This window comes from Chitinophaga sp. OAE865 (genome assembly GCF_040546735.1).
Taxonomy (GTDB): Bacteria; Bacteroidota; Bacteroidia; order Chitinophagales; family Chitinophagaceae; genus Chitinophaga; species Chitinophaga polysaccharea_A.
Window position 1 is genome coordinate 7903976 of sequence record NZ_JBEPOF010000001.1, and the last position, 18366, is coordinate 7922341.

An 18366-nucleotide genomic window follows, 5' to 3' on the forward strand; every position below is an offset into this window, starting at 1 on the left:
TATCATAACGTTTAAAAAGGTAAAGCGTCCCGAAAAATTCCCATAACGATTGGTTTTACCGAATATAATGATTTTATAATGATCTGCTGGTATAAGTAAAGAAAAATGTGTTTGGGTTGCGGAAGGTCTCATGATAGGTTCGTATATTTGGATAAATGGAATAAGTATGTTTGTTAACGTTAACCCGGCTCCCCACCTGGCTATTCATAAATGGCCTGAAAATGAAAAGCCCAGAGAAAAACTAATCAATATTGGCGCGTTTGCTCTAAGCGATGCAGAGCTGCTGGCCATCCTGCTTCACACGGGGCATAAAAGCAAATCAGCCCTGGAACTGGCAAAGGAAATCCTGCGGCTGGCCGACAATAACCTTGCAGAACTGGGGAAAATAAACGTAAAAAAATTGCAGAAACTTCGCGGAGTGGGTTATGCAAAGGCCGTTACTATACTGGCTGCTATGGAACTGGCCCGCAGGCGGCAGGCTGGCAGCATCCATAAAAAAACAGTGATCAACAGTGGTTCAGACGCTGCCCTGTTCTTCAAACCCATGCTTGCAGACAAGCCCTTTGAAACATTTCACGTATTGTTCCTCAGCAATGCCAATAAAGTGCTCGGTTACCGCCATCTCAGCACAGGCGGTATCACCAGCACTGTAGTGGATCCCCGTATCATTTTCCGGGAAGCGCTCGATACAGGCGCCACCAAGCTATTGCTCTGCCATAACCACCCATCCGGCAGCCTACGCCCCAGCCAGGCAGATCTCCGGATCACCAGCAGGATAAAAGATATGGGAATGCTCTTCGATATACAGGTAATGGACCATATCATTGTGTCCGAAACCGGCTATTACAGCCTTGCGGAAGAAGGGATGATATAAATCCCGAAATGTGTTTTACTTTCGCACATATTTATTCATTTTCCATATGCTCAAAATAGGACTCTTCGGCGTAGGACATTTAGGTAAGATACACCTCTCTCAACTGGCCACTATGAAAGATATAGAAGTTGTAGGCTTCTATGATCCCAACAATGCAAATGCAGCCAGCATCTCAGAGCAATATAATATTCCACGGTATACTACCGCGGAAGAACTGATACAATCGGTAGATGCCATCGATATTGTGGCCCCTACCACCCTTCACTTCAAATTATGTGAACTGGCCATCCGCAACGGCAAACACATATTCGTGGAAAAGCCCATGACTAACACCATGGATGAGGCCAAAACACTGGTAAAGCTGGTAGAAGAAGCGAATATCAAATTCCAGGTAGGTCATGTGGAAAGATTTAATCCTGCTTATCTTGCCCTCAAAGGATACGATCTTAAGCCCATGTTCATTGAAGTACACCGCCTGGCAGAATTCAATCCCCGCGGTACAGATGTGAGCGTTATCCTTGATCTCATGATCCATGACATCGACATTGTACTGAGCATCGTGAAATCTACCGTTAGCCGTATTTCCGCCAGTGGCGTGGCTGTTATGAGCGACACACCGGATATTGCCAACGTACGCATCGAATTCCATAACGGCTGTGTGGCCAATCTTACTTCCAGCCGGATTTCCCTGAAAAAGATGCGCAAAATGCGTCTCTTTCAGAAAGATGCCTACATCGGCATCGACTTCCTCGATAAAAAAACGGAGATCATTAAACTCAAAACACCGGAAGACGAAGGCTTATTCACCCTGGATATTGAAACCAACAGCGGCAAAAAAACTATTGCCATTGACAATCCGGAAATAAAGCAATCCAATGCGATCCGTATGGAACTGGAAATGTTCCGCGACAGCATCCTGCAAAATAAACCAGTAGCAGTAAATGCTATAGATGGCCTGCAGGCAATGGATGTAGCCCACCAGATCCTGGCAAAAATAAATAAGGGATTGTCCGAAACTGCTTCTGCTAAATAATTAATATCTGTAACAAACGCTGCTGTCAGCCCGTTTCCATATAACAACAATCATATATGAAACGAATTCTTTTTGTACTGACAGCGGCACTGCTCATGACTTCCTGTTTCCATGACCCTCCTGTCATATCTCTATTCATGTGGCATTACGAAACCCTTTGTAATGATCCCTGGGGAAAAGCGCTCACCACCAACAGCGATACAGTATCTGCCTGGTTTACCAAACAAAAAATCAAATTTAAACATGTAACTATCCAGGGACAAATATTTCCGGATGCGGCAAATCACACCAACTGTGATACCCTTACTACCCGGCGGATTGAGGCAGAAATTATGCTGGAAGACACTGCAAAAGCAAGAGCAGCCGGCTTCACCAGCAGGTAACATTATTTCATATACCCGTTACCGTGCCCACTATCCCCGCTGCCCCAGCAGTACTGCTGCAATCGCAAGATCGAGCGGCCGGGTGATCTTAATATTGGATTCTTCACCCTGCAGCAAATGCACGGGATGCCCTAAACGCTCCACAACGGTTGCTTCATCTGTAAATAACGGATCATAGGGCAGTTCAAAGGCTGGCAGGATCAATTCTGAAAGGAAGGTTTGCGGCGTCTGGATAATCCGGAAACGATCACGGTCCACAGCAGCATTACCACCGGCTGATATCTCCCGGATACTATCTTTCATTTCAATCACAGGAACAGCACTGCCATGGACCAGGGCGGCTTCATAACAGGCACGGATCAACGTAGTGGATACCAGCGGACGAACGCCGTCGTGCACAAATACCACGGAAGGTTGCTTTACCAGCTGCAACCCGTTCTTTACAGAATGAAAACGGGTATCCCCACCTTTTGTGATAGTGATGTTTGGCAGTTTATCAAAAGCCTGCAAAAGATGATTGGCAAAAGCAAAATGGGCTTCAGGCAGTACCAGGACAATTTCCATGTCGGCAAACGCTGCAGCAAAAGCAGCAATGGTATGATACAATACAGGCTTGCCGGATAGTTCCAGGAACTGTTTGGGGACAGCGCTCTGCATCCGGGTACCGGACCCGCCGGCAACGATGATAGCAACTTTTTTATATTCCATATAAAAAGATCGGGGATTTCCTTATCCAGTAGGCTGAATAAGAAAATCCCCGAAAAATGCTTTGTAATTAAACGATCAGCATGGCGTCGCCATAGCTGAAGAAACGGTATTTCTCTTTAATCGCCTGCTGATAAGCCTCCATGATCAGGTCATATCCTGCAAAAGCGCAGGTCATGATGAGCAGGCTGGTTTTTGGCAGGTGGAAGTTTGTTACCAACGCATTTGGAATAGCAAAATCATACGGCGGATGAATGAATGTGTTAGTCCATCCTTCAGCAGCTTTCAGGTGGTTCTGCGCAGTTACGGAAGACTCAACAGCACGCACGGAAGTAGTTCCGATAGCACAGATCTTGCGGTTTTCCTCTTTGGCCTTGTTCACCACTTTCACAGCGTGTTCTTCAATATGAAAATACTCCGCGTCCATTTTGTGCTTGCTCAGGTCTTCCACCTCAATAGGACGGAAAGTACCTAAACCAGTGTGCAGGGTTACTTCTGCAAACTTAACACCCTTGATTTCCAAACGTTTGATCAACTCACGGCTAAAGTGCAAACCTGCAGTAGGTGCAGCTACAGCGCCTTCATATTTGGCATACACAGTCTGGTAACGCTCCTTATCTTCATCTTCCGGTTTACGTTTGATATACTTGGGCAACGGAGTTTCACCCAGCTGATCAAGCACCTGTTTGAATTCTTCGTCATTACCTTCGAATAAGAAACGGATAGTACGGCCTCTTGAAGTAGTGTTATCAATCACTTCTGCCACCAGCGTCTCGTCGTCGCCAAAATACAATTTGTTGCCCACACGGATTTTACGTGCCGGGTCAACAATTACATCCCACAGGCGGTTTTGCTTATTCAGCTCACGCAGCAGGAATACTTCAATTTTTGCTCCTGTTTTTTCTTTACGGCCATATAACCTTGCAGGAAACACCTTTGTATTGTTCACAATCATTACATCCTTATCGTTAAAATAACCAAGGATGTCTTTGAATACTTTGTGCTCAATTTTGCCGGTATTGCGATGTACCACCATTAAACGTGATTCATCTCTTGTCTTGGTAGGGTGCTGGGCGATCAGATTTAAAGGAAGATCGAATTTGAACTGTGATAGTTTCATATTACGGTATGAATAAATTTTTAGAGGTGCAAAGTTACCGATTATTATCTACATCATCAAAAATGATATTAAATAATAATAGCCAACCAGTTATATATTATATCCCTTTGGGAATGGCTGCTATCAGCTGTTGGGTATAGGGGTTTTCGGGATGATTATACACCTTATCGGCTGCGCCCTGTTCTACAATCTTCCCTTTTTGCATCACCATCATCCGGTCGCTGATAAACCTAACCACTGAAAGATCGTGCGAAATAAAGATACAGGTAAACCCCAGCTCCTCGCGCAGCCGGATCAGCAGGTTAAGGACCTGGGCCTGTACACTTACGTCCAGCGCCGCCACAGATTCGTCACAGATAATAAAAGACGGTTCTACTGCCAGCGCCCTGGCAATTACCACCCGTTGCCGCTGCCCGCCGGAAAACTCATGGGGGTACCGGTTAAAATGCTCCGGCAACAGGTTTACCTTCTCCAGTAATTCCAGCACCCTGGCTTTCCGCCGTTGCTCTGTATTGTAAAGCCCGTGTACCATCATTGGCTCCAGTATGGCAGCGCCAATGGTTTTCCGTGGATTCAGCGAAGCATACGGATCCTGAAAAATAAGCTGCATATCCTTCCGCAGCGCTCTCATTCCGGCTGCAGATAAACTTCGTATATCCTGGCCTTTATAAACAATACTTCCGGCAGTTGGTTCTGCAAGCCTTAACAACGACCGTCCCAGGGTAGTTTTACCGCAGCCGGATTCACCTACCAGGCCCATTGTTTCACCAGTCATTACCTGGAAACTCACATCGTCTACCGCCCTGGCCCATTGCAGCACCTTCCCCGTAATACTTCTTTTTACCGGGAACCAGGTTTTCAGCTGATGCACTTCCAGTAATGGTACAGCTAAGGCCAGTTGTTGTTCCCGCTGCTTCAGGACTGCTTCGGGTATTACCAGCGACTGCATCACATCGCGGATGGCGCCGGCTTTTTCGTGTATCTGTCCACGTGAGTCCGTTTCCATAAAATCCCGGATCACCGGTAACCTGCTCAAACGTTTATCCAGTGGGGGCCTGCAAGCCAGTAAACCCTTGGTATACGGGTGCTGCGGATGCAGAAACACTTCTTTAACCGTTCCCTCTTCCACAATATTCCCTTTATACATCACCACTACCCTTTCCGCTATTTCTGCTACCACGCCTAAGTCGTGCGTAATAAAAATAACGCTCATATCCATCTGCTGCTGCAATTCCCGGAGTAGCTCCAGGATAGCCTTCTGCACAGTAACATCCAGTGCTGTAGTAGGCTCATCGGCAATCAGCAGGCGGGGATGACAGGAAATGGCCATCGCTATCATGACCCGTTGTTTTTGTCCGCCGGAAATTTCATGGGGATAACGGTTCATCATCCCGGCAGGATCTGGCAGTTTTACTTTTTCAAAAAGCGATATCACTTCTTTCCGGGCATCCCGGCGGCTTACGCCCGTATGCAAACGGATAGCCTCGGTAATCTGCTCCCCGCAGGTATGCAGGGGGTTCAGTGCCGTCATGGGTTCCTGGAAAATCATGGCAATTTCATTGCCCCGGTAACTCCGCATGGTAGCGTCGGGCAATTGCAGCAGGTTTACTGCTGTTTCATCTGAAGCCTGGTAAAGGATCTTTCCGCCGGAAATGGCGCCAGGCATATCGATCAGGCGCATGATGGAGAGGGCGGTAACGGATTTTCCGGAACCGGATTCCCCTACTACGCCTACTATTTCACCCTTACCTACAGAAAGGGAAATCTGATTAACAGCTGTTGCTGATGTTTGTCCTGACCTGAAAGTTACTTCCAGATCCTGTATCTCTACCCGCGTGGAAAGCATACCCGGAAGATACAACAATTCTAAAAACGCAGGTGCTTCACGGTTTGGTGGCTTTCAATCAGCTTCTGTAAGGAATCGATCCCTACTTTAAGATGGCGTTCCACGAACTTGTTGGTTACCTTTTTGTCGCTTTCTTCCGTTTTTACGCCTTCCGGCACCATCGGCTGATCGGAAACCAGTAATAAAGCCCCGGTAGGAATCTTATTAAAGAAGCCCACAGAAAAGATAGTGGCTGTTTCCATATCTACGGCCATTGCCCGTATCCTTTCCAGGTATTGTTTGAACGTGGCATCGTGCTCCCATACCCGCCTGTTGGTGGTATAGCAGGTACCGGTCCAATAGTCGTAACCGGAATCACGGATAGTAGTGGAAATAGCTTTCTGTAAAGCAAATGCAGGCAGTGCGGGTACTTCCGGAGGAAAATAATCGTTACTGGTACCTTCGCCACGGATAGCAGCAATAGGTAATATCAGGTCGCCGATGTTGTTCTTCTTTTTTAAACCTCCGCATTTACCAAGGAATAGCACGGCATTGGGAGAGATGGCAGACAGCAGGTCCATTACTGTTGCAGCGCCCGGGCTTCCCATACCAAAGTTAATAATGGTAATGTCGCCTGCAGTGGCACATTGCATAGGCCTGCCTGCACCAACGATTCCCACGTTGTTCCATTCGGCAAACATTGTTACGTAATTACTGAAGTTAGTGAGGAGGATATGGGATCCGAACCGATCCAGTTTCTCACCCGTGTAGCGGGGCAGCCAGTTAGCTACAATTTCGGCTTTTGTCTTCATAGCTTTTTGACAAGCAAATATAAGGTTTTGTTCGCTAACCTCAATATTATCCTAATGTGACTATCTTCGCAGCAGTATAAAGCAATAATCTCTTGATCGCTATCAGCTTCCCCCCACCCGATTTTAAAATTATGAGAGAAGGCGGCAAAGAGCTCATCTTTGACCGCTTCCGTAAAAAATATGTGGCGCTCACGCCGGAAGAATGGGTAAGACAAAACTTTCTGAATTACCTGGTAAAGGTGTTGGAATACCCAGCCTCTCTGATAGGTATTGAAAAGGAAATTTTTTTGGGAGAGATGAAGAAGCGGTACGACATCGTTATCTACAACCGTGCAGCACAACCCTGGATGCTGGTGGAATGCAAGGAAATGAATGTGCCGCTTACCGAGCATACCATGCAACAGGTGATTCGCTATAACATGGTGATCCCGGCTACCTACCTGGTGATCACCAATGGCGTGAACACGTTCTGTGGCAACTATGTGGCTACTGAAAGCAAATGGCGGTTCCTGCGCGAGCTGCCGGCGTTTGTGTGAGCGCCTTCGGCGCTTGTCTTGGAACACTGATTACGCTGATTATGATGATTAGTTTGATTTTATTTGGAATTTGAAAATAGTTGAGGGAGATTGAAGCGAATGCTTTTATCTCCCTTAAGTTTTTTATAAAAACAAATTTTTAGAATGGAAATAATAAAGGGAGATAAAAGCATTCCACTCTTATCTCCCTTAAATCCCCTATAAAACCCCAAAAAATAAAATCAAACTAATCATCATAATCAGCGTAATCAGTGTTCCAAGACAAGCGCCGAAGGCGCTCCCCTCCGCTGCATTAAGGGAAAATACCCAGTTGCTCGTAAGCGGCACCTACTTTATTAATGGCCACTACATAAGCAGCCGTGCGCATATCATGGATCAGCGGGTTGGCCATCATTACGTCGCGTACTTCGTGAAGCGCAGCGTGCATGGTTTCTTCCAGGCCGGAATATACCAGGTCCACTTCATCAGCACCATGCGCAATGAACTTCCGTTCTTTATCAGATACTTTTTTACCGGTCAGATCCTCGATGGTTTGCAGGATGTGAATGTTCATATTTTCGTCGAAGCGCTTGCCCAAACGGCCGTAACGCACGTGACTGAGGTTCTTCAGCCATTCGAAATAGGATACGGTTACACCGCCGGCATTCAGGAACATATCCGGCACAACGATCACCCCTTTCTTGTTCAGGATTTCATCTGCTTCCGGTGTTAAAGGACCATTGGCGGCTTCACCGATGATCTTTGCTTTAACGTTTGGCGCATTGTGCTTGTCTATTACATTTTCCAGTGCCGCAGGGATCAGGATCTCGCAATCCAGTTCCAGGCCGTCCGTGTTCTTATTCAGGTTGGTAGCGCCTGCGAAATTAACGATAGAACCGGTAGCTTTTTTATGCATCAGCACTTCGTCGGGGTTCATTCCCTGTTCGTTATAGATAGCGCCGTCCCACTCGATCAGGCAGATCACTTTGGCGCCTGCTTCGTGGAAGTATTTGGCAGCATGATAACCTACGTTACCCATTCCCTGCACAATTACTCTTTTTCCTTCTATACCGGTAGTAAGACCAAGACGGTCCATGTCTTCCTTGATATTGCACAGTTCGCGCAAACCATAGAACACACCTAAGCCGGTTGCTTCCGTACGACCGCGCACACCGCCCTGTGATACAGGTTTACCAGTAACGCAGCCATAACCGTCTATTTCGCCCGGACGTAAGCTCATATAAGTATCCAGGATCCAGCTCATTTCTCTTTCACCGGTACCATAATCAGGAGCGGGAACATCTGTGCCAGGGCCAATAAAGTTTTTCTTTACCAGTTCCGCGGTATAACGACGGGTGATCGCTTCCAGCTGGAAAGGTGTATAGTTGCGGGGGTTGATTTTCAAACCACCTTTGGCACCACCAAAAGGAACGTTTACAATGGCGCATTTATAGGTCATCAGGGATGCCAGTGCCATTACTTCATCCTGGTTTACTTCATCGCTGAAGCGGATACCACCTTTACAGGGAAGTTTATGATGTGAATGTTGTACGCGGTAAGCTTCAATTACCTGTACAGAATCGCCTATTCTTACCGGGAATTTAATCTGGTAAACGGCGTTGCAGGCTTTGATCTGCTCCAGGATACCTTTATCCCATTTGGTGAATGCAGCTGCTTTGTCGAAGCTTTTCTCCACGCTCTGGAAGAAGCTATAATGCTGATCTTGCGGCATAAATTATTGTTTTGGTATAACGATAGATTTTAAACGCTTCTGTGTTAATTATTTCTGTCTTTTTCTTCCAGCTTACCAATTTTCCTGTCGAGATTGATAAGAAATAACACAATTCCTAAGAAGATGATCACTAAAACACCGACAATAACATAAATTTTATCGTTGCTGCGGAAGAATTCGTTGACCGGTCCTTTCTCTGTATTCTGCTGTTGTGCATTTGCCAGTACCGAAATGAATAGCAAGACCATGGTCAGGCAAAATGAAAACGCTCTGTTGATCATTTAAAAATATTTTTAAGCTGTAATTTCCTGTAACGTACTACCAGCGTGAATATCCACACACTCAGCAGAGTCCAGCCAATAAAGGCGGGATATAATACCAGTTTCATGGACCCATCGGTGTCTTTTGATGCAAAACCTGGTGTGGTAGCACTTCCCGGGTGCAGGGAATCCACCATACGGGGAATGATATAGGTTAGTGGTATCAGCAAGGCAAAGGCAAAAATGTTGAAAACTGCGGATATCCGTGCCCGTTTGTCCAGGTCGTGTATGGATATGCGCAATACCAGATAAGCCATATAAATAAGAATGGCAATGGCTGTGCACATCTGTTTGGGATCGTCTGTAAGCGTTCCTCCCCAGGTGTAGGTAGCCCAGAGCGTACCCGTTGCAAATCCCAATACGCCAAAGAAGGTGCCTACTCCGGCAGCGCTGGAGGCGATTACATCTTTCTTCAGATCATATTTCGACAGATAAAGCAGGGAGTTGACGAGAGATATGGTATACATAGTATACATACATATCCACATCGGTACGTGAAAGAACAATCCGCGGGATGATTGTCCGTTGGTTCCTATTATAGGTATTTTAACAGTGAACCCGGCGATAATTACATATAAAAGAAGCAGTATCGCTAATGCTTTCCACCAATGTCTGGCCATTTTTTAATAGCTATATTCGGGGGCAAACCTACAGGTTTTAAACCTAATCACAAAGATTTTCGGGGATTTTAAGTTTATCCAACGGCTGTAATTCCCTGTTAAATATCCTTTACAGAAGTGAGCTTTTTGTTTGATATTTCTAATATCAGTCTTTCCACAAAAACGGGAAAAGTATCATTGTCAGGGCTATAACCAGTATATCCATCCCTCCCAGCAGGAGGAACATCTTGGGAAGTTCGGGCTGGTATACTGTTACGAAGGCCGACAAAGAGATATTGGCCAGCAGCATCAGTACCGGCATAATGAGCGGGAAACCCATCACCGCCATCAGCGCGGCATTGTGATTGGCCTGGGCGGCAATAGCCGCCAACATGGTAAATAGCAGGGAAATACTGGTGCCTCCAAGTAGCACCATTCCCACAAAATAAACGGGATTGATAATGGGATTCCCCAGGAAAGCAATGCTGCAAACCAGCGCGATGATGCTCATGAGGGTCATCAGAATCACATTATAGATCAGTTTTGCTGCAATAAAGCAACGCGGATTCACCAGGGAATAGAAATACAACAGCCGTCCACGGCTTTCCTGCATAAAGCTCTTGGCCACTGCATTTACGGCTACAAAAAGCTGTATCACCCAGAAAAGGGCGTTCCATACCTTATCGTCCGGCCGTCCCATCATCAGGTTAATAACGAATACGGTAGACACGATATAGAGCAATACCCCATAAAAGGCATACTGCTGGCGGAGTTCCAGTGTAAGATCCTTTTTTACAAGGGTGAAAGTCTGGTGCAGAGGGTTGCTTTTTTTCATGATCAGGCGCAAAGATAGCTAATCACAATTAGCTTTCAGCCGTTACTCATTTTTAAGTATATTTAGCCCCTCATTAAAAAATGACATCCCCATAGCAAAGGGGCCTTTTTAAAAGCAAACTGCCGATGAAGAAAATTCTGGTTGCCAATAGGGGAGAAATTGCATTACGCATTATGCGTTCTGCACGTGAAATGGGGATAAAAACAGTAGCGGTGTATTCCGAGGCTGATCGTACCATGCCTTTTGTACAATATGCAGATGAAGCCGTTTGCATTGGCCCTGCTCCCTCCAATCAGTCGTACCTGCTGGGCGAAAAAATAATTGCCGCGGCAATTGAAAAAGGTGCGGATGGTATTCATCCCGGTTATGGGTTCCTGAGTGAAAATGCCCGCTTTGCACAACAGGTAACTGATGCCGGCATTACCTTTATTGGCCCCTCGGCGGCTTCCATCGAGGTAATGGGAAGCAAGCTGGCAGCCAAACAGGCCGCGCAGAAATTCGGTGTACCGATGGTGCCTGGTACTGAAACGCCCTTACGCAGCGTAGAAGAAGCCCGGGAAGTAGTAAAGAAAACAGGTTTCCCTATCCTGATCAAAGCTTCCGCCGGTGGTGGAGGTAAAGGAATGAGAGTCGTGAACAATGCCGAAGAATTGGACGAACAGATCAGGATGGCTAAAAGTGAAGCCCTTAGCGCTTTTGGTGATGATGCTGTATTCATAGAAAAATATGTGGGCTCCCCACGCCATATAGAAATACAGATACTGGGCGACCGCCATGGTAATTGTGTGTATTTATTTGAAAGGGAATGTTCCATTCAAAGACGCCACCAGAAGCTGATTGAAGAAGCGCCCTCTTCCTGTCTTACGCCGGCAATCCGCGCGGCGATGGGACAATGTGCAGTAGATGTAGCCAGGGCCTGTGATTATTATGGGGCCGGCACTGTAGAATTCCTGGTGGATGAGCAGTTGAATTTTTATTTTCTCGAAATGAACACACGGTTGCAGGTAGAGCACCCGGTAACGGAGCTGATTACCGGCCTCGACCTTGTGAAGGAACAGATAAAAGTAGCCCGAGGCGAAAAATTGTCCTTTACCCAGGATAGTCTTAAAATAAATGGCCATGCCATTGAACTGCGCATCTGCGCCGAGGATCCGGCCAATAACTTCCTGCCCGATACCGGTAAACTGGAAACTTATATCCGTCCGCAGGGCTATGGTGTAAGAGTAGACGACGGATATGAACAGGGAATGGACATTCCAATCTACTATGATCCTATGATTGCCAAGCTTATCGCCTGGGGCAGCAACCGCGAGGAAGCAAGGCTGCGCCTGATCCGTGCCATCGGGGAATACCAGGTAAAGGGGATCAAAACCACGCTGCCTTTTGGCCATTGGGCTTTACAGCAGCCCGCATTCATTGAAGGAAACTTCGACACCAATTTCATCAATAAATATTTTACGCCACAGTCGCTGCTCACAGACGAAAAAGATATCAATAAATTGGCCGCCATACTGGCTGCATATGTGTGGCAGCAAAACAATATAAATTTACAGGAAGCGACTATCAGCAGCAATCCACGTGAATCGGCCTGGAAAAAAAGGAATATGTTAAGATAAGCTCAAACAGTTGTTAACTTTCGTTAAAGTGTTTTCAAAAAACGCCAAAACGTCTAACTTTGCGCCAATTTTAATTATGTTACGTAACATCATTTTACAGATCCTGCAATTCTTTTACCAGCCCTTTTCCAAGGTGATGCCCTGGCAAACCTTCCGCTACCTTGCGTGTGGCGGGGGCAATACGGTATTGGATATAGCACTGTACTCAATATGTTATAACCTGGTATTGCATAAGCAAATTGTTCACCTGGGCGCTATTGATATGAGCGCGCATATTGCCGCCCTTTTTATGGCAATGGCCGTTACGTTCCCTACCGGTTTCCTTCTCAGCAAATATGTAGTGTTTTCTGAATCCAATTTAAGGGGGCGCGTACAATTGTTCCGCTACTTTATGCTGGTAGGTATCTGTATTCTGCTGAACTATTTATTTATGAAGATATTTGTGGACCAGCTTCACTTCTATCCTACCATTGGTAAAATATTTACCACTGCGCTGGTGGTAATTTTCAGTTACCTTACCCAGAAGAAATTTACTTTCAAAGTGAAACAACAGGTATAAAAGAAAGAGGAAGGTCGGCGACCTTCCTCTTTCTTTTATACCTCCTCATAATAACAATGCCTGCATCTCGGCTCATACAAATCCTTCTCTCCTAATAACAACGTTTCTTTAGACGCCGATTTACGGTAAGAATAATTGGCGATATGCCCGCACTTTACACAAATGGCGTGCAGCTTGGTAATGTAATCTGCCTTTGCCAGCAGAAAAGGCATCTGGCCAAATGGTTTTCCTGTATAATCCATATCCAGCCCGGCAATGATAACACGTACTCCACGAAGTGCCAGCTGGTCACATACATTAGGTAACTCATCGTCGAAAAACTGTGCCTCGTCAATGCCCACTACATCTACTTCCTGGGCAAGCAGCAATATCTGTTGGGAATTTTCTATCGGGGTGGAAATGATCTTATTTTCATCATGAGAAGTGATGCTTCCTTCATCATAGCGGGTATCTACTGCGGGCTTGAATATTTCCACTTTCAGGTTGGCGATACGCACCCGTTTGAGCCGGCGGATCAGTTCTTCGGTTTTCCCTGAAAACATAGAGCCGCAAATAACTTCAATCCAGCCCCTCCGCCCTCCTGCAAGAGAAGGTTCAATAAACATATTATACTAATTTGATTACTAATTAATTAAAATATTCTAATTTTATGAAAATAAAATAATTTCAATCACTAACCCGTTAACAATTAAGGCATGGAAAAAATTAATGCATTAATTGATAAACTGCAGGAATTAAAAAATTCCGGGGCTGAGCTTTCAGCAATTTCGTACTACGCGCAATTGCTCCAGGCAGAGGTGTTGCATGCGCGTAACAAGCTGCATCAGCAACAGGTACAGTCCATCCAGGGAAATATCGCGGTAATTATGCCGACACAGCAACCTGTGGCAGTAACAATGCCCGCAGCTGCTGCGCCGCAAACTACAACATTACCTTCAAATAAACCGGCGGAAGCACCTGTTGCCTCGCCTGAACCGGAAGAAGTGAATGCCCGTGCGGCAAAACTAAATGATGTACCTACCCGTAACACTGTAATAATCTCTGAAGATATTAACACCCGCGCCGCAAAGGCAGAAGCCCCTTCAACAAACGAACAGGCAACAGCGCCAACGGCAACACCTGCGGAAATACCTCCTGCGGCAGACCTGGTTCCGCCTAAACCAGAACCGGTGGTAACAGCGCAACCTATTCCCACGCTGGTAGTTAACCAACCGGCAGCGGAAAAGCCCAGGTCCACGCCTGCAGCCACCTTGTTTGATGATATCCCGCCTGCAAAAGATACAGCATCCCCCGGTAACGGTGAGCTTAGAAAAGATCTCAACGAACTTGTTGGCAGTACCGGTACATCATTAAACGACCGTTTACGCCAGCAACAGGTTGAGGTAGCACAAAAGCTCGGAGAAATGCCTATTAACGATCTCCGCCAGGCCATTGGCATCAACGATAAATACCAGTTTATCCAGGAGCTGTTCAGGGGCGACCGTGACCTGTACGAACGTTCCATTAAAACCATTAATGAATTTGGTAATCTCCGGGAAGCCGACTACTGGATACAGCGTGAAATAAAAATTATACAGGGCTGGGAAGATGACAATCAGCTGGTGCAGCACTTTTATTCATTGCTGAGAAAGCGTTTCTCCTGAATATAATCCAATACTTTTTGGGTGGCGCCTTTATTGGCCGCCACATAATTCCCGGCAATGGCCGCCACATTGGTATAAGACGTTTTGTCGGCCAGCAACCTTTCCATATAAGTGTGGAGGTTCCTGTAATTATGTACCACCAATGCTCCGCCTGCCGACACCAACTCTACTGCTTCAAAATACTTTGCAAACCCGGGTCCTATGATCACCGGCTTGCTGTAAACCGCCGGTTCCAGTACATTATGTACACCATCTTTGCCGAAGCCGCCGCCTACGTAAGTAATAAAAGCGTACCGGTAAAGCGTGGTGAGCATACCAATATTATCTATGATCAGCACATCCGATCCTTTACCGTCCCCGTTCTTCAACCCCGAAAAAAGTTGTGCCCCTGGGAATAACGCAAGGATCGACTGGACGTGGCTATCATGAATTTCATGTGGGGCAAGGATGAGCTTTATGCCGGTTTCTCCCTTTTCTTTCCACCAGTCGCTCAACACTTTTTCATCTGCCGGCCAGGTGCTACCCGCCACAATCAACCTGCTTTCTCCGGAAAAAACGGAAATTTCAGGCAATTCCCGATGCTCATTCAGTAATGCAGCTACCCGATCGAATCGGGTATCGCCACTAACACTGCCGTTTTGAAGCCCTATTCCGCGGAGCAGTTCCAGCGAGGCATCATTCTGTACAAAGATGTGTGTGAGCTGCCGCAGGAGGCGCCGGAACATATTTCCGTATCCCTTAAAAAATACCTGGTCGGGCCGGAAAATACCTGATACCAGCAATGTTGGAATATTCCGCTGATAGAGGGTAGTAAGATAGTGATACCAGAATTCATATTTTATAAAGATGGCCAGGACGGGCTGAACAATATCCAGGAAATCGCGGGCATTGCGGCTGGTATCCAGCGGCAGGTAATATACATAATCGGCGCCCTTGTAATCTTTCCGTACCTCGTATCCGGAGGGCGAAAAAAAAGTTAGCAGGATCTTATACGAGGGCCAGGTAGTACGAATAGCTTCCAGTACGGGCCTTCCCTGTTCAAATTCGCCCAGTGAGGCAGCATGGATCCATATCACCGGGTGAGTGCCAATACCATCCTGTTGCATGCGCAACCGCCAGTTCTGCCGGCCCTCCAGCCAGCGGCGGGCTTTGGCTTTCCCTGCAAATGCAGCCAGGTGTACCCCCGCTTTATATAATTGAAGCCCGGCATTATAAATTCCTTTTGCTATCATTCTCCTGCGTACTTTTACTTAATTTTCAGCTGAATGCAAAGATAATCCCCATCCAATCCCAAAATTTGTAAATTTGCACACTTTAAACAAAATAAAAATATACGATCATATGGTTCCTATTCAGATGGTGGACTTGAAACGCCAGTATACGAAGATTAAATCACAGGTGGATGCAGCCATCGGCGAAGTGCTGGATAGTTCCGCTTTTATTAATGGTGGTGCGGTTCAAAAGTTTAGCAGCGAGCTGCAATCGTACCTGGGAGTAAAACATGTGATCCCGTGTGCAAACGGTACAGATGCGCTTCAAATTGCCATGATGGCGCTCGGACTGGAACCTGGTGATGAAGTAATAACTCCTTCTTTCACTTTTATAGCTACGGCTGAGGTAATAGCCCTGCTGCAGCTGAAACCTGTTTTTGTGGATGTGGACCCTAAAACATATTGTGTAGATATAGCGGCTGTAGAAAAGGCAATTACACCCAGAACCAAAGCCATTGTGCCGGTACATTTATATGGTCATGTAACGGATATGGAGCCGCTGATGGCATTGGCAGCAAAACACAAACTGTATGTGATTGAAGATAATGCGCAGGCGATAGGTGCTGATTATACCTTTGCCGACGGCACAAAGAAAAAGGCCGGTACCATTGGGCATATTGGCTGTACTTCTTTCTTCCCGTCCAAGAACCTGGGTTGCTACGGAGATGGCGGTGCTATTTTCACCAACGACGATGACCTGGCGGCAAAGATCCGCATGGTGGCCAATCATGGCCAGTCTGCACGTTATTATCATGATGTGGTGGGTTGTAATTCCCGTCTCGATTCCGTACAGGCTGCTGTATTACGCATCAAGCTTCCTTTGCTGGATGAATATATTACAGCGCGTCGTGCAGTAGCAGACGCTTATGATGCTGCATTTGCAGATATGCCCCAGATAACAACACCTTACCGCGCCCCTTACAGCTACCATGTATTTCATCAATACACCCTGCAGCTGAATGGCGCCGACAGGAATGAACTGCAAAAATACCTGGCAGAAAAAGAAGTTCCTGCAATGATCTACTATCCTGTTCCTGCTCACCGCCAAAAAATGTTCGAGCACTTCGGCGGCGCAGCTTTTGATCTCCCCGTAACCGATAATCTCACCACCAAGGTGATTTCCTTGCCAATACACACTGAAATGGATCCCGATCAGCTGGAATATATTATCCAGTCAGTTAAATCATTTTTAAACAATCTCCCCACATGAAGATTACAGTAGTAGGAACCGGTTATGTAGGTCTCGTGACCGGTACCTGTTTTGCCGAAACAGGAAATGATGTCACCTGCGTAGACATTGATGCCAACAAAGTAAAAAAGCTTTCTTCAGGCCAGATCACCATTTACGAACCAGGGCTGGAAAAATTATTTGAACGCAACCTCAAAGAAGAACGCCTGTCCTTCACTACCAGCCTGGAAGAAGGGATTAAAGACGCAGAAGTAATATTCCTTGCACTTCCCACGCCACCCGGAGCGGATGGGGCAGCGGATTTGTCTTTTGTGCTTAATGTTGCTACACACCTGGGGAAAATCATGACAGACTACAAGGTGATTGTAGATAAAAGTACAGTACCGGTTGGAACCGCAGAAAAGGTGACGTCTGCTATCGCACAAAACTGCAAAACTCCGTTTGATGTGGTTTCCAACCCTGAATTTTTGCGGGAAGGTGTAGCAGTAGATGATTTCATGAAACCAGACAGGGTGGTGATCGGTACAATGTCCGAAAGAGCGAGAAAAGTAATGGGTGAGCTATATGCTCCTTTTGTGAGACAGGGAAATCCCATTCTGTTTATGGATGAGAAATCTGCAGAGCTTACCAAATATGCCGCCAACTCCTTCCTGGCTACAAAGATTTCCTTCATGAACGAAATTGCGGTGCTATGCGAGAAACTGGGTGCTGATGTGGATATGGTACGCAGAGGCATTGGTAGCGACGATCGTATTGGTAAGCGTTTCCTTTTCCCTGGCATCGGTTACGGAGGCAGTTGCTTTCCTAAAGATGTACAGGCGCTGGTAAAATCATCGGAGGATGCCCAGTATGAATTTAAGATCCTGAATGCCGTAATGGATGTAAATGAAAATCAGAAGTTATTCCTTCTTCCTAAAATAAAAAATTTCTTTAAAAACGATCTGAAGGGCAAACACTTTGCTTTGTGGGGGCTTGCCTTCAAACCTAATACAGATGATATCAGGGAGGCACCAGCATTGTATATCATTGATGCCTTACTCGCTGAAGGAGCCACTGTAAGCGTTTTTGATCCTGAAGCTATGGCAAACGTAAAACAGGTACTTGGGGATAAGATTAAATATGCAGATCATCAATACACTTGCCTGGAAAATGCAGATGCCCTGATCATTGCAACTGAGTGGAGTGTGTTCAGAACTCCCGACTTCAATAAGATATCAGCCAGTCTTAATAACCAGGCTATTTTTGATGGCAGAAACCTTTTTGAGGTGTCCCGTATGAAAGAACTCGGCTATCATTATGAAAGTGTAGGACGCATACCGGCTACTTTGTAACTAT

At 46.1% G+C, this 18366-nt stretch carries 19 protein-coding genes; 9 read left to right on the forward strand and 10 right to left on the reverse strand.

The window, feature by feature from the left end; translation table 11 throughout:
• Positions 1-166: 166 nt before the first annotated feature.
• From radC to ABIE50_RS31625, 3 genes are read left to right on the forward strand one after another with little or no spacing between them, the layout of a single operon-like run.
• Complete coding sequence (radC, locus tag ABIE50_RS31615) at positions 167-874, forward strand: RadC family protein (RefSeq protein WP_209863120.1); 708 nt, start codon at positions 167-169, stop codon at positions 872-874.
• A 46-nt stretch (positions 875-920) separates the two neighbouring features.
• Entirely contained in the window at positions 921-1907 is a 987-nt protein-coding gene (locus tag ABIE50_RS31620) for a Gfo/Idh/MocA family protein (RefSeq protein WP_142685903.1), read from the forward strand.
• A gap of 56 nt (positions 1908-1963) precedes the next feature.
• Positions 1964-2290: a hypothetical protein gene (locus tag ABIE50_RS31625; RefSeq protein WP_209863123.1), complete on the forward strand. Its 327-nt coding sequence runs from the start codon at positions 1964-1966 to the stop codon at positions 2288-2290.
• A 30-nt stretch (positions 2291-2320) separates the two neighbouring features.
• Here the strand turns inward: ABIE50_RS31625 and ABIE50_RS31630 are convergent, their stop codons facing one another.
• The 4 genes from ABIE50_RS31630 to ABIE50_RS31645 form a co-directional block, all read right to left on the reverse strand.
• Entirely contained in the window at positions 2321-2998 is a 678-nt protein-coding gene (locus ABIE50_RS31630) for a 2-C-methyl-D-erythritol 4-phosphate cytidylyltransferase (protein WP_209863126.1), read from the reverse strand.
• A 67-nt stretch (positions 2999-3065) separates the two neighbouring features.
• Positions 3066-4115 (reverse strand): tRNA preQ1(34) S-adenosylmethionine ribosyltransferase-isomerase QueA, encoded by a 1050-nt coding sequence (gene queA, locus ABIE50_RS31635; RefSeq protein ID WP_079470851.1) that lies wholly within the window; start codon positions 4113-4115, stop codon positions 3066-3068.
• Between the two features lie 97 nt (positions 4116-4212).
• The gene (locus ABIE50_RS31640; RefSeq protein ID WP_209863128.1) at positions 4213-5961 is read right to left on the reverse strand and encodes an ABC transporter ATP-binding protein; all 1749 of its coding nucleotides are present in this window, start codon (positions 5959-5961) and stop codon (positions 4213-4215) included.
• A gap of 20 nt (positions 5962-5981) precedes the next feature.
• Positions 5982-6752 carry an AMP nucleosidase gene (locus tag ABIE50_RS31645; RefSeq protein WP_142685899.1) on the reverse strand — a complete coding sequence of 257 codons (771 nt, stop codon included), beginning with the start codon at positions 6750-6752 and terminating at the stop codon, positions 5982-5984.
• 131 nt (positions 6753-6883) lie between these two features.
• Between ABIE50_RS31645 and ABIE50_RS31650 the strand changes: the two genes are divergently transcribed.
• Positions 6884-7288 carry a type I restriction enzyme HsdR N-terminal domain-containing protein gene (locus ABIE50_RS31650; RefSeq protein WP_260607474.1) on the forward strand — a complete coding sequence of 135 codons (405 nt, stop codon included), beginning with the start codon at positions 6884-6886 and terminating at the stop codon, positions 7286-7288.
• A gap of 292 nt (positions 7289-7580) precedes the next feature.
• Here the strand turns inward: ABIE50_RS31650 and ABIE50_RS31655 are convergent, their stop codons facing one another.
• From ABIE50_RS31655 to ABIE50_RS31670, 4 genes are all read right to left on the reverse strand, one after another.
• Positions 7581-8999, reverse strand: a complete 1419-nt coding sequence (locus ABIE50_RS31655; protein WP_142685897.1) for a Glu/Leu/Phe/Val family dehydrogenase — start codon at positions 8997-8999, stop codon at positions 7581-7583.
• Positions 9000-9043: 44 nt separating this feature from the next.
• Positions 9044-9280, reverse strand: coding sequence for a CcmD family protein (locus ABIE50_RS31660; protein ID WP_209863130.1), 237 nt, complete (start codon positions 9278-9280; stop codon positions 9044-9046).
• Positions 9277-9939, reverse strand: a complete 663-nt coding sequence (gene ccsA / locus ABIE50_RS31665; protein WP_142685895.1) for a cytochrome c biogenesis protein CcsA — start codon at positions 9937-9939, stop codon at positions 9277-9279. Before ccsA ends, ABIE50_RS31660 begins: the two co-directional genes overlap by 4 nt.
• Before the next feature lie 145 nt (positions 9940-10084).
• Positions 10085-10753 carry a heme exporter protein CcmB gene (locus ABIE50_RS31670; RefSeq protein WP_142685894.1) on the reverse strand — a complete coding sequence of 223 codons (669 nt, stop codon included), beginning with the start codon at positions 10751-10753 and terminating at the stop codon, positions 10085-10087.
• A 125-nt stretch (positions 10754-10878) separates the two neighbouring features.
• On the opposite strand from ABIE50_RS31670, the gene accC reads away from it, so the two are divergent.
• Entirely contained in the window at positions 10879-12369 is a 1491-nt protein-coding gene (gene accC / locus ABIE50_RS31675; protein ID WP_209863131.1) for an acetyl-CoA carboxylase biotin carboxylase subunit, read from the forward strand.
• 76 nt (positions 12370-12445) lie between these two features.
• Positions 12446-12928, forward strand: a complete 483-nt coding sequence (locus ABIE50_RS31680; RefSeq protein WP_209863133.1) for a GtrA family protein — start codon at positions 12446-12448, stop codon at positions 12926-12928.
• A gap of 35 nt (positions 12929-12963) precedes the next feature.
• Here the strand turns inward: ABIE50_RS31680 and ABIE50_RS31685 are convergent, their stop codons facing one another.
• Complete coding sequence (locus ABIE50_RS31685; protein WP_142685891.1) at positions 12964-13533, reverse strand: thymidine kinase; 570 nt, start codon at positions 13531-13533, stop codon at positions 12964-12966.
• A 90-nt stretch (positions 13534-13623) separates the two neighbouring features.
• On the opposite strand from ABIE50_RS31685, the gene ABIE50_RS31690 reads away from it, so the two are divergent.
• Complete coding sequence (locus ABIE50_RS31690; protein WP_209863136.1) at positions 13624-14571, forward strand: DUF8457 domain-containing protein; 948 nt, start codon at positions 13624-13626, stop codon at positions 14569-14571.
• Here the strand turns inward: ABIE50_RS31690 and ABIE50_RS31695 are convergent.
• Positions 14541-15803 (reverse strand): 3-deoxy-D-manno-octulosonic acid transferase, encoded by a 1263-nt coding sequence (locus tag ABIE50_RS31695; protein ID WP_209863139.1) that lies wholly within the window; start codon positions 15801-15803, stop codon positions 14541-14543. The two genes, ABIE50_RS31690 and ABIE50_RS31695, sit on opposite strands and share 31 nt — an antisense overlap.
• A 109-nt stretch (positions 15804-15912) precedes the next feature.
• Between ABIE50_RS31695 and ABIE50_RS31700 the strand changes: the two genes are divergently transcribed.
• The gene (locus ABIE50_RS31700; protein ID WP_209863142.1) at positions 15913-17052 is read left to right on the forward strand and encodes a DegT/DnrJ/EryC1/StrS family aminotransferase; all 1140 of its coding nucleotides are present in this window, start codon (positions 15913-15915) and stop codon (positions 17050-17052) included.
• Positions 17049-18362, forward strand: a complete 1314-nt coding sequence (locus tag ABIE50_RS31705) for a UDP-glucose dehydrogenase family protein (RefSeq protein ID WP_209863144.1) — start codon at positions 17049-17051, stop codon at positions 18360-18362. Before ABIE50_RS31700 ends, ABIE50_RS31705 begins: the two co-directional genes overlap by 4 nt.
• The last annotated feature ends 4 nt before the right edge of the window (positions 18363-18366 follow it).